The organism is Limnospira sp. PMC 1279.21 (assembly GCF_032349615.1).
GTDB lineage: Bacteria > Cyanobacteriota > Cyanobacteriia > Cyanobacteriales > Microcoleaceae > Limnospira > Limnospira fusiformis.
The window spans coordinates 19,787-30,908 of the sequence record NZ_JARPLU010000002.1 but is presented as its reverse complement, the minus strand read 5'-3'; the positions used below and the strand labels follow the sequence as shown (position 1 = coordinate 30,908).

Genomic DNA, 11,122 nt, shown 5'->3' with positions numbered 1-11,122 from the left:
GACCTCTCCAACAAGAAACCCGGTTTCTCAAAGAAACCGGGTTTCTAGACCTCTCCAACAAGAAACCCGGTTTCTCAAAGAAACCGGGTTTCTAGACCTCTCTACCAAGAAACCCGGTTTCTCGAAGAAACCGGGTTTCTAGACCTCTCCAACAAGAAACCCGGTTTCTCAAAGAAACCGGGTTTCTAGACCTCTCTACCAAGAAACCCGGTTTCTCGAAGAAACCGGGTTTCTAGACCTCTCGAAAAAGAAACCGGGTTTCTAGACCTCTCTTGCGCTAAAATTTAACGGAGTTATAAAAGTTGAAGTTGTGGGAGTTGATTGGAAATGCCACGTCGCAAAATTGTTTTTGAAACGGGTCATTACTACCATATTTATAATCGAGGTAATAATCATCAAATTATCTTTTTTACCCAAGACAACTATATTCATTTTTTGCGCCTGATTAGAAAATATTTGGTTGAATCTAATGTGGCTGATATTATTGCTTATTGTTTGATGCCTAATCATTATCATTTATTGGTATATTTGAAACAGAATTGTTTTTCTGAGGTGATGCAAAAATTTAGCTTGTCTTATGTGAAAGCAATTAACAAGCAGTATGACAGGGTTGGCGGTTTATTTCAAGGTAGATTTCAAGCGATCGCTGTTGATAATGATGAATATTTATTCCATTTAACACGATATATTCATTTAAACCCAGTTAAGGCTAATTTGGTTAAAAAACCCGAAGATTGGGAGTTTTCTAGCTATCCCGAATATCTCCAATTGCGTGGGGGAACTTTGCCGAAAATTGATGGGGTGCGATCGCTTTTTAATTCGGTGAATGATTATCAGTCTTTTGTCGAAAGTCATATCCAAACCTCATCAATTCAGCACTTACTACTTGATGAATAGAAGCTAAAAGAAACCCAGGGATAAGAAACCCGGTTTCTCAAAGAAACCGGGTTTCTCGGCTTCTCAAGGATAAGAAACCCGGTTTCTCAAAGAAACCGGGTTTCTCGGCTTCTCGAGGATAAGAAACCCGGTTTCTCAAAGAAACCGGGTTTCTAGACTTCTCGACAAAGAAACCGGGTTTCTATGCTTGCTGAATCACAAAAATTAACTTGAGATAAGGTTCGCTTTCCGTAGTCATTGACAACTCTACCCAATCGCGATAATCTTGGAATATCTTGTCAATTTTATGGCGTTCTTTCTGCTGTTTATCCTGCTTCAGATTAGCCGAAATATTATCACTTTCCCACCGCAACTCTAACTGTTCCACATGATAGCCTTGCAGCCTTTCCAGGCGTTCCCGTTGTGCCTCTAACTGAGGATTTAACTGGTCTTGAAACCGTTGCCTTTCCTGCTGAAGATATTGCCGCGCTTGCTGAATAGCCGGACTCCGTAAAGGGAGTAAATCATCAATATTAACCGTCCCGGAATTGGGCAACTCATGCAGTCCTAATTCCGTGCGTTTCTGAGTTTCCGCAAAGGGTTCAACCCGCTGAAATTTCCCTTGTTTAAAGATAACCGAAACCCAGCGATTTAGGACGGAAGTTCCTCGGCGGTTGGGGAAACTACCAAAGCAGATAAAAATCACCTCATCGGATTCTAATCCCTGAGATAATTGTATCACAGGTGCTTGATGTCTGCCAAAATAAAATAAACAGCGATCGCTAATCCATTCTACCAAAGGATGCAATTCCCAAAGGTATTGAACAGCCGACCAGTCCGCGTCTTCGGTTCGCGCTTGTTCCATGGCCCGCATCATATCTTCGGGGCGATCGCTAAGATATAATAACCGATTATCCTGGGGTTGTATTTCTTTAGGAAGGCGATCGTAACGGCTTTTTAGCTCTTGAGGAAGTTGCAATTCAATAAACCCTTCATCTTCGTTAATTTGGAGATTATGAACCGGACTGGTCTGGGAATTAATGAACCTTAAAGCCGTAGCGGTAAACTGAAAAATCGACGGAAATAGACTTAACAAACTCCCCGTTTCCACCAGAGGTTCACCCTGGCTAGAGTCCATGGAAACCCCCTCATCAGTATCCCCAGACTCCGACTCAAACCAGCTAAAAATATCGACATCTCCCTCTCCCTTGGCGTTGCGGTCTAACTCCTCGGCAAAATCCGCCGCCGACACTCCGCTTTCAATAGCAGCAGCGGTCAAATTTTCTTCTTTTTCCGGGTCAAATACCCCCATAAATACGGAAGGATCGCCAATATTTTTAATCGCCTGTTCATCCTTAGTTAAAAGTACTTTAATAATACGCTCCACCTCATCCATACGTTCAACCTGGGAGCGAGTCAGCAGATAGCGAATTTCCGGTTTTCGAGTTTGTCCGTAGCGGTCGATCCGTCCGTTTCGCTGCTGTAAAGTCATCAACGACCAAGGGATATCAAAGTGAATCAATTTATGGCTAAGATAGTGCAGGTTTAATCCTTCTGATGCCACTTCCGTAGCAATTAAAATCCTCACCGGGGAATTTTCATAGCCAAATTTCTCGACAATTTCCACTTGGTCAATATCTGCCATACCCCCATCTAAACGAGCGATCGCCTCTGGTTTTAAGCGCAAGTCTTGGGGTAGTTCCGCCTCCAGAAACCGCAAAGTTTCCAAACGTCCGGTAAAAATAACCAAGCGGTCTTTGGGGTCTTTTCCAGTCCACTGAAACTCAGTTTTAATCAGTTGGATAAGTCGCTGATACTTAGAAAAACTCCCCTGATCTATTGCCGCCAAACCTGCCGCCAAATCAGTCAATTCTGCCTGGTCTAATTCCGTGGAGATATCCAGCTTTTTCTGTAAAGTTTTCAGGCGATTTTGCACGGTTTCCAGACCCGCAGCCGGACTAGATAAGAATGCCTTTAGGAGAGTAGTTTTAAATAGCTGTCCGGCACTTTTGCCTCGGTCAATACTGACCAATTGCAAATCGTGGAGTTTCCGAAAAACCGCCTCTTCTGGGGGGGAGGCGATCGCTTCTACAGGTTCCACATTCCGTTCAGGGATACTTTGGTTTAAATCCCGCAAAACATCTTTTTTAAACCGCCGCAAATAGAGGTCATGGATATCATTTTTAGTGTAGTTACTTTCATTAGCGATCGCCGTCGGATCTAGCATATTCATCAAACTAGCAAAACTCTCCGGTTTCCCGTCATGGGGAGTAGCGGAAAGCAAAATCAAAGTATCCGAACGAGTAGCTAAACGTTCAGCCAATTTCGCCCGCTGCGAAGCCGACTGACCCTTACCTCTGCGGGCGACATTATGGGCTTCATCAATTATAATAATATCCCAGTGAGCCTGTTCCAAATAACTGCGATATTCCCGGTCTTGTTTGAGGGTATCAATAGAAATAATTGTCCGGTCATAATAGTGAAAAGGGTTATGATTTCCCGGAAGTCGCGATCGCACTCGTTGAATTTCCCCAGAGTCCAAACGCACCAAAGGAATAGTAAACCGCAGCCAAAACTCCTTTTGAAACTGCCCCATCATTGACTTAGTAGTAACCACTAAAATCCGGCGACCTTTCCCCCTCCCAATTAACTCAGTTACCAGGATACCACATTCCAGAGTTTTACCCAACCCCACCGCATCAGCAATTAACAAGCGTTGGCGAGGCATTTGTAGGGCTTTAGTCGCCGGAATAAGCTGATAATTCAGGGCATCCATAGCGGCTTTATGTCCCCAATAAATCCGCCCATCTTCCGGGATAGTTTGCTTTAAATTCGCCTCAACAAATAATAAACTACGGACATAACCAGAAGTTTCATCAATAACCAAATGAGTCTCTTCGGGTTTCAACACTTGTAAACCCCGTTTCCTGTCTTTTTTTTCCAACTCTTCCAGGAAGCGAATACGACGACCCCGGAGAAATTCCGACACTCCCACTGCTTCAATAATGCGATCGCCATCAGAAGACAGGGCCACAGATTTAACCAACCATTCAGCATCCCGGCAAAGAATTCGTGCCCCTGGAGCAATATCTGTTAACATATTTTAGCTTATTATTACACCATATTTTCCGAAAATTAGTTTAGCATAAAACCCTCCCAGAAACCGAATTTTTTGACTCCCGCTGTTTAATTGGAAGACGATCGCCTTTTTTTCCCAAACTTAATCAATGCGATCGCCAAGAGTACCCCTAACCCAGCACAGGCGAAACTCAGCAAGACAGCAATAGTAAAAGGATGCACATTATCACCTCGATTATCAGACCAGGGAAACGTCATTTTCTCCTGAAAAATTAACGCCGAAGTCGAAGCTACAATCGCCCCCACCCCAATACCCCAGCCAGCGATTTGGATTTGATGTTCCAAAAGGCGATCGCGTTCCGCTTGGTCAATTTCCACCAAACCGCGAATCGTGTTAATTGCGGTATCTAACAGGCGTTCTCCTTGTTGCAGATAAACCAAATCCGCTTTTATTTGTTCCTGAAATGTGCCAAAAATATGATTGGCTTTATCCCGCCAACCCGTCAAATCACTGTTACTTTTGACCTCCATGCGGGTGAGAGTATTAAGATAATTATTCCGATTAATGGCGATCGTATTCTCAAACGTCACCAAACTCCGCATTCGTTGAGAATACCGCAACGATAAATCCAACAAATTCTTAATTTCCTTTTTCAAAGACCTTAACTCTTCCTCCGACAAATCCGGCGGAACATCCGTCGCAATATTAGGCGGAAAAGTCCGAATCGTCTTTTCTATCGTTTTAATATCCTGATTAGCCTTACTATATTCCCCCCGACTGTCTATGTAATTTTGGCAAATCTTGCGCTCATAAAAAAACAACTCCGGTAACCACCACTGAACCCCATTAATTTTCTCTTTACTCTCCTCCGAAAATAGCAGCAAAATCATAATCTTTCCGTAGGGATGGAGACTATAAATATCCTGATATTCATACAGAAATCCCCCCAAAAACTCTCGACTAGCCCAGAAAGGCGGCGCTGGTTTTTTCGGGTCTGGTTTTAACAGGTTTTGTAATAGTTCATCGGCTAATTTTTTCCCCTCCTCCAAAGTCCCTGGGCGAGAGTCAATAAAACCACTAAACAGCATCGTTGTTCCCCAAGAGGCGTGTTTGAGATGAGTTTGCAGCGGTTCATCTAGGCTTGTTGACGTTCCCGCAAAAAATGACTTTGGGGGGCTTAATTTCGCAATATCTGAGAATTTTACCCCATCTTTTCCCAGTTTTTGGGGATGGAAGAGGTGCAATAAAAAACTATAGCTATCATTCAGATATTGAGGATAAAAAAATCCCCGATATTTGGGCGGTAAATTAACTCGTTGAATCCCTATCTTGCCCGGATTATTTATGATTTGAAAAAATAGATTATTGCCATTAGTTAAATAATCAAAATCCGACCTAAATAGATATTCCTGGATGACATCTTCTAGGGTCTTTCCACTCAGATAATTATGCCAATCAATCAGAATTTCCAGGACAATTATTCTCAGTTTAATCCACCATACAAGTCCCCTAATTGTCTGAATATACTGAAACCAATTATCAAGAATTGCCCACGGGGATAAAATCTCTTTTTGTAAGTTTTTCACCAGAGAATCCACCAACCCATAATCTGCCAATAACTGGAGATAATAAACAATCATTGACCTGAGAGGCAAATCCTGATCCGTGTCTTGTAGGTTGGTGGTACTTAGGATTTTTAAATGATAGGTAAACAAGCGGATTTCTGGGGCATAAATAACCTTATCTTTCATGATGATTGCTGCTGGTGCTGCTGTTGAGATTTATCGATAGTTTCCTGCACAAATCGAGTTGATAAGTTAGTCAATTTAATTTCTTCCTCCGTTGCCACATCATCTGGGTCTTCATACTCATCGATCGCATCACCTCGGACGGGTTGGAGTGCTTTGAGGATTTCACGATATTGGTGGTTTTTACACCATTTTGCGATCGCTCGTGCTATAGTTTTAATATCATCATTAGCTGAGGCGAGGTTGGCTTTCAGTTCGTCCAAAGTTTCCCAAGCCGTGGGGGGAATAATCGCACTCTCGGGTTTTTTGCTTTCTCGATGCAGAAGCAGTAAAAAAGCCCGCACAATCCGTTCATTTTCAGATGTTGGCATCATGGTTCGACCTCATCATGGCTCAATTCTCCCCTATTATAACCCTTCGCCGTCAAGTCTGACCCATAACAAGCCTCCGCAAAGGGGGGGTCATCAAATAAACTCAAACGGTCTTCCACTTCTTCCATTTCGCCGTCGCCTTCAAGTCATAGTTGAGCCAGTCAAGAATACCAGAACTTTAATCTCTACTTTCCGGTAATGTCCGTTGGAATTTAGCCAATTTTAACCTGAGATCTATTTGCTTATTATGCAAGGTTAAGATTAATTCATGCTTTTCTGGATAGCGCCACTCCACATAATCAATGAAATCATCAATTGTACAAGTTTCTTGGGTTCCTCCATTCCATTGATGAAAATCTTCATGTAGTTTTTTGTCAATTGTTAAGATGTTATCTGGAACGGCGCTGAGAAAATGATATGTTTTTTTGTCATAAAGATGATGACCAACCAGTTCAATCCGTTGGTTATACTTATCTCTAACAACACCCGTCACCTGACAAGTTTTTTTATCTCTATTTTTGGCGAAGTTCATAGCTTGCTCAATCTGTTTTGGCTCTGGAGAAGGTGCGATCGCCAGAAATTTTAATACCGGAGGAGCAACTTCACGCACCCGTTTACAATAATCACGCCTCTCTTCTGAACGCAATTTTAAGGACAATTCTATACTGAGTTTTTCTAAGCCAGACAACGAGAAGAATCTCAGTCCGTCATAATCTTCAAAATCTATATTTATTCTCATGGGAAAATCCGACCTTTGAATATCTCCAAACGCCCGGATTAACCTTGATGAAGTCGTCATAAATATCTTCACTACATCTTCTCGACTAAGCCAGTGACGTTTATTTCTATAAACTAAAGAAGAACTATTTTCATACACTGCTCTACGAATCTTGCCATCTATTTGATTGAGGCTATAGTAAGGCAATAACTCCGTTTAGGGCAATTTTAGTGGCATCACCTCTCAAATCCAGATAACTGGCAATAGCCAAAGCTCCTTCCCGAGAAAATATCCGAATCGGTTGTTTATTTACATAATTTTGTATTGCAAAATGCAACCATTCTTTGAGTTGAATACTTTCATCAGCAGATGCCTGTAAAAAATCCACTATTTCGTCTAAACTTTGTTGATTTAGCCCTAAAGCCTCAGCCAGCTTTATTTCTTCAATATAGAAAACTTCTTTATCAAAAGGCATCTTCAGAATCCAGCAATTATACTCTTGTACATATTTTCGACCTGCTCAAAAATAGCTCTGTCACCCGTCACTAAATTGTCTGGATGATAAATTTTTGATAATTGATAGTAGGCAGCTTTAACATCATTCTTGGTAGCAGTTTTGGGATCTAGTCCAAATACCTGCCAGGGTTTAAAGTATTTAAAGATATCAATTCCATTAATACAACCATATCCTTCCTGGCTTTGCTCATGGGGAAGGATACCTACAAACTTTCGATAGAGTGTTTCCCAGGTTGGTTTTAAGCGGAAGTCTAACGAGTCCATACCATCAGTCGCCATCCTGAAACCACCAGATTTTTTCAACTCTGATGTATTGTTCACGCCAAACCGCTCATAAATAGCTTTTTTTAGCTCATCAGTCTTCAGCGACTGAGCTTTCTTGCTTGACTTTTGCTGTGATATCTCCAGAACGAAATAGGCAAACTGCTCCAACAGTTCCGAGTCAACTTGCCTGACTTGAGCAAGACGATCTATCTCAGTCTTTACTTGTGGATCTAGAACTACTTGGGGCATGGGAGTACCACCACAACTTTACTTTATTAATTATGGCAAGACATTCAGGCTAAGTCAAGGAAAGTTATTCTGGCAAAAAGGTGTCGTATTCGCCGGGGGTTATCTCGCTATGGGATGGCTGCGTTACCCCTAAAAACGCCCCCACCGCCTGCGCCACATCAAGTCGGCATCGTCTAACCTCATCATCACTCAACCCACCCCATTATAAACCCGTTGCCGTAAACGCAGACCAATAACAAGCCTCCGCAAACGGGGGGTCATCAAATAAAATCAAACGGTCTTCCACTTCTTCCACTTCCTCCGGGGTCGCCTTCTGCTCATGTTTTAGCCAGTCGAGAATATCATCACAAGATACCCCCCGCAACCAAGTTTGAGCCGCTTGCAAAGCCACTGTCACCGAGGGATAATCCGGTAAAATTTGATAGAGGCGCAGCGTCACCAGAGTCGCCGCCAGTTCATCCACATTCCAGAGACTGGCGACCACCGTTCGCGCTCCGGCGTAGAAAAACGCACTGGATAATCCCACATAATCATCCGTGTGGGAGGTTTCCACCAAGCCCGTTTTGCAAGCCGACAGCACCAGCAGGCGACAGAGGGGAATATTAAGACCGTTGAAAATATCCAGAAACGTCAGCTTTTCCTGATTAGCCAGTCTCAGATAGGCGTTGAGGGGGTTGTCCGGGTCAAATTCACCGTGACAGCCAAAGTGGACCGCGTGACTCTGTTCCAGGAAGGTTTGGGTCTGGGGTTGGCTTAAATTCTCCTGGGTAGCTTTGTCGCGACGCAAGACTTGATGGGGGCTGAATTGGCGCAATAATAGTTCCACCTCCCACTCGGCATAGTTCAGGTCTTCGGTCGGGTTTTGAATCGCGAAAAAGGGGACGGTTTCCCGGTTGAGGGGGGGACGCTGCTGGAGGGTGTTGAGAATTTGACAACTGGGGGCATATTGCACGGGGAACCCGTCTTGTAGGGGTTTGCCCTCACCCCCAGCCCCTCTCCCAGCGCGGGAGAGGGGAGAAGAGGGGACGGGGAGCGCGTGGAGGGGGATGAGGTGCAGTTCCCGGTGGGGAATCAGGATAAGCTGTTTAATCTGGGATAAGTCACCCAGAAGGCGGGGGAGTTGCAAGGCGGCGCTGAGGGTTTCCAGGCGTTGGGGGAGTTGCTGATTCCAGGAGGGTTGTCCGTAGTCGCTGCGGTAGTCGCTGATGGCTTGGTCCAGGTGTTGGCGGTCTGTGGCGTTGAAGGGGTGGGGGGTAATCTGGATTTGGTCGTTTTCGCGGGTGACGAGGAAGGCGTAAAACCCGGAGTCGGCTTCCGTGGGGAGATACCACTCGATGAGGGCGGTTTGAGGGGGGAGGAGGCGGCGCAAGTCGGGGAGTTGCGGGGGGACTTGTTGGGTGAGGGTAAAGTTGGGGTCGTCGAGTTCGGTGAGCAAGTCTTGGAATTGCTGGTTAGCGGCTTGGAGTTGTTGGCGGATGAGGGTTTCCGGTGAGGGTTGGTTGGGGTTGTTTTCGGTGGTGGGGGTGTTGCTGGAGGGGTAGGCGAGTTGTTGTTGGTACATGGCGATTTGACGGCGCAAGTCGCTGATGCGTTGTTTTTGTGCGTCCGTGGCGTTTTTGGGGTAGAGGTGGGCGCTGTCGAGGAGTTCGATGAGGGTGCGGGATTTACTGCGTTCGACAGTGAGCAAGGCTTGGGGGTAGTCTTGGTGGTTGATGCAGGCTTGCACCATTTTTTGATAGATATCGAGGGAGTTGGCGATGAGTTCCCGTTTGGTGGCTTCGGAGGTGGCCCAGTAGCGGCTTTGTTCGATGGCTAGGATGGCTTGGTTGTAGCCTTCGATGGCGATTTCCCAGTTTTGGAGGGTGTAGCCGAGGTTGCCGAGGCCTTGTCCGGTTCTGAGACAGTCTAGGGGGAAGGATGAGGGGGTGTAGACTTCTAGGGCGGCTCGGTAGCAGGCGATCGCCTCCTCGATATTGTCCGCTCGCTATTGAATCCTAACGCACATGTGCGACGCCTATTATTTCGCTATCATTTGGCGTGCTTTTCTTAATAATTCATCCGTTTCTTGATTTATTTCCTTCTCTTTTTCAAATAGTTCATGATTGCGTTTATATAAAAATTCTAATCGTTGATCCGGTGTCAAATTTTTCAGAAAATCAACTTCAATTACATTAGATTTGCCATCTAACCACTCCAATACTACTGCTAATTTTTTCCGGCTTGTATCTTTGGTCCGAGGATTGTTTAATTTCTGTTGTATGGACTTTTGAACATCAGAAACAGAATAGATATTGTATAAATTTTCCTTTTCGGAAGGCAATTCCTTGACAATTTCTCGAACCAAATAATCTGTCAGTCCTAGAGACTTTAAATGTAGACGGGTTATTTTTTGGTTTTCAGTATTCATGGGCGTTCTACCTCTATTTTATGTTGATTATTTTTCCGACATCTTTTAGCAGGTCTGCAATCCTCTCTGCTTGTGCATCGATTGTTTGCCTTAAATTGGGAACCATGTCATTCTTATAAAATTCTTCCACCTTGTTTATCTGTTTGATTAAAGATTCAATCGTTGATTTTTGTTGCTTGTCAACTCTTTTCATGGAGCCAATTTGAGAATTACGCTTTTTCAATTCCGGCCCCGCATAATGAAGGCAGCAAGCAATTACATCCTCTTCCGTTTCAACATTTCCATAACCTTCCAATGCCCTCTTTACATCAGCTTGACTCCAGCTAATACGTTGGGCAACTTGTTTGATTAATTCTTGTTTGCTTGTCATGATTTAATCCTCTAGTACCTCAATCCAAATTAACAAATTTACTTCCAATTTTACGATTGCAGTTTGGATGTAGCAATTTAAAATTTTCTGGTTTATTAGCAGTTTTTCCACCTTCTTTCAATGAAAGTACATGATGGACTTCAGCATCAGCAAATCTTAGTGTTTCACCACAGGAAGCACACTTGCCGTTTTGATACTCAAATTGCTTTTTTTTCCAATCCTTTCCCTCCGAAGATTTAAGCCATTTATTAAATTCATTCCTCGGATCTATCATTTTTTTTGCTTTTGCCAGAAGCTTTTCAGTTTCCTGACGCATTTTTTCTTCCTTTTGAAGAAGCACTAACATTTCGCTATACAGTTGGTTGAGCTTGTCTGATGAACTTTCAGTCATGCTGATTGCCTCATGTTGCTTAAAAGGCTTAATAAAGGCACATCTAATAGTTGTGAAGCACATGAAATTGCTAGATCTCAAGACAAACCTCCATTTGGATCTAGGCGAGAGGGCATGAGATTGAGGTGCATAA

The 11,122-nt window shown here is 43.8% G+C and carries 12 protein-coding genes; 1 reads left to right on the top strand and 11 read right to left on the bottom strand.

Annotation, left to right across the window (positions count from 1 at the left end):
- Positions 1 to 327: 327 nt before the first annotated feature.
- Positions 328 to 897 carry an REP-associated tyrosine transposase gene (locus P5683_RS00580; protein WP_046318755.1) on the top strand — a complete coding sequence of 190 codons (570 nt, stop codon included), beginning with the start codon at positions 328 to 330 and terminating at the stop codon, positions 895 to 897.
- A 181-nt stretch (positions 898 to 1,078) separates the two neighbouring features.
- Here the strand turns inward: P5683_RS00580 and P5683_RS00575 are convergent, their stop codons facing one another.
- The 11 genes from P5683_RS00575 to P5683_RS00525 all read right to left on the bottom strand — a co-directional run bounded on the left by P5683_RS00575 (position 1,079) and on the right by P5683_RS00525 (position 10,989).
- Entirely contained in the window at positions 1,079 to 3,922 is a 2,844-nt protein-coding gene (locus P5683_RS00575) for a DEAD/DEAH box helicase (RefSeq protein ID WP_233497509.1), read from the bottom strand.
- 140 nt (positions 3,923 to 4,062) lie between these two features.
- A complete protein-coding gene (locus P5683_RS00570) occupies positions 4,063 to 5,706 on the bottom strand; it encodes a hypothetical protein (RefSeq protein WP_315638554.1) in 1,644 nt (547 codons plus the stop codon).
- Entirely contained in the window at positions 5,703 to 6,077 is a 375-nt protein-coding gene (locus P5683_RS00565; protein ID WP_315638555.1) for a hypothetical protein, read from the bottom strand. The genes P5683_RS00570 and P5683_RS00565 overlap by 4 nt, the downstream gene beginning before the upstream one ends.
- Positions 6,074 to 6,202, bottom strand: coding sequence for a hypothetical protein (locus P5683_RS00560; RefSeq protein ID WP_006622910.1), 129 nt, complete (start codon positions 6,200 to 6,202; stop codon positions 6,074 to 6,076). Before P5683_RS00560 ends, P5683_RS00565 begins: the two co-directional genes overlap by 4 nt.
- A gap of 50 nt (positions 6,203 to 6,252) precedes the next feature.
- Positions 6,253 to 6,873, bottom strand: coding sequence for a hypothetical protein (locus tag P5683_RS00555; RefSeq protein ID WP_315641722.1), 621 nt, complete (start codon positions 6,871 to 6,873; stop codon positions 6,253 to 6,255).
- Between the two features lie 112 nt (positions 6,874 to 6,985).
- Positions 6,986 to 7,267: a hypothetical protein gene (locus tag P5683_RS00550; protein WP_315641723.1), complete on the bottom strand. Its 282-nt coding sequence runs from the start codon at positions 7,265 to 7,267 to the stop codon at positions 6,986 to 6,988.
- A gap of 2 nt (positions 7,268 to 7,269) precedes the next feature.
- A complete protein-coding gene (locus P5683_RS00545) occupies positions 7,270 to 7,821 on the bottom strand; it encodes a DnaJ family molecular chaperone (protein WP_008055885.1) in 552 nt (183 codons plus the stop codon).
- Positions 7,822 to 8,023: 202 nt separating this feature from the next.
- Entirely contained in the window at positions 8,024 to 9,550 is a 1,527-nt protein-coding gene (locus P5683_RS00540; protein ID WP_315641724.1) for a CHAT domain-containing protein, read from the bottom strand.
- A gap of 288 nt (positions 9,551 to 9,838) precedes the next feature.
- Complete coding sequence (locus tag P5683_RS00535) at positions 9,839 to 10,228, bottom strand: hypothetical protein (protein ID WP_006622904.1); 390 nt, start codon at positions 10,226 to 10,228, stop codon at positions 9,839 to 9,841.
- Between the two features lie 13 nt (positions 10,229 to 10,241).
- Positions 10,242 to 10,598, bottom strand: coding sequence for a hypothetical protein (locus P5683_RS00530; RefSeq protein ID WP_006622902.1), 357 nt, complete (start codon positions 10,596 to 10,598; stop codon positions 10,242 to 10,244).
- Positions 10,599 to 10,617: 19 nt separating this feature from the next.
- A complete protein-coding gene (locus tag P5683_RS00525) occupies positions 10,618 to 10,989 on the bottom strand; it encodes an HNH endonuclease (RefSeq protein WP_006622899.1) in 372 nt (123 codons plus the stop codon).
- Between the last annotated feature and the right edge of the window lie 133 nt (positions 10,990 to 11,122).

Excerpts from the sequence above, each read along its gene's own strand:
- P5683_RS00580 (WP_046318755.1), top strand. The coding sequence starts at position 328 with ATGCCACGTCGCAAAATTGTTTTTGAAACGGGTCATTACTACCATATT.
- P5683_RS00570 (WP_315638554.1), bottom strand. The coding sequence starts at position 5,706 with ATGAAAGATAAGGTTATTTATGCCCCAGAAATCCGCTTGTTTACCTAT.
- P5683_RS00565 (WP_315638555.1), bottom strand. The coding sequence starts at position 6,077 with ATGATGCCAACATCTGAAAATGAACGGATTGTGCGGGCTTTTTTACTG.
- P5683_RS00560 (WP_006622910.1), bottom strand. The coding sequence starts at position 6,202 with ATGGAAGAAGTGGAAGACCGTTTGAGTTTATTTGATGACCCCCCCTTT.
- P5683_RS00555 (WP_315641722.1), bottom strand. The coding sequence starts at position 6,873 with ATGACGACTTCATCAAGGTTAATCCGGGCGTTTGGAGATATTCAAAGG.
- P5683_RS00550 (WP_315641723.1), bottom strand. The coding sequence starts at position 7,267 with ATGCCTTTTGATAAAGAAGTTTTCTATATTGAAGAAATAAAGCTGGCT.
- P5683_RS00545 (WP_008055885.1), bottom strand. The coding sequence starts at position 7,821 with ATGCCCCAAGTAGTTCTAGATCCACAAGTAAAGACTGAGATAGATCGT.
- P5683_RS00540 (WP_315641724.1), bottom strand. The coding sequence starts at position 9,550 with ATGGTGCAAGCCTGCATCAACCACCAAGACTACCCCCAAGCCTTGCTC.
- P5683_RS00535 (WP_006622904.1), bottom strand. The coding sequence starts at position 10,228 with ATGAATACTGAAAACCAAAAAATAACCCGTCTACATTTAAAGTCTCTA.
- P5683_RS00530 (WP_006622902.1), bottom strand. The coding sequence starts at position 10,598 with ATGACAAGCAAACAAGAATTAATCAAACAAGTTGCCCAACGTATTAGC.
- P5683_RS00525 (WP_006622899.1), bottom strand. The coding sequence starts at position 10,989 with ATGACTGAAAGTTCATCAGACAAGCTCAACCAACTGTATAGCGAAATG.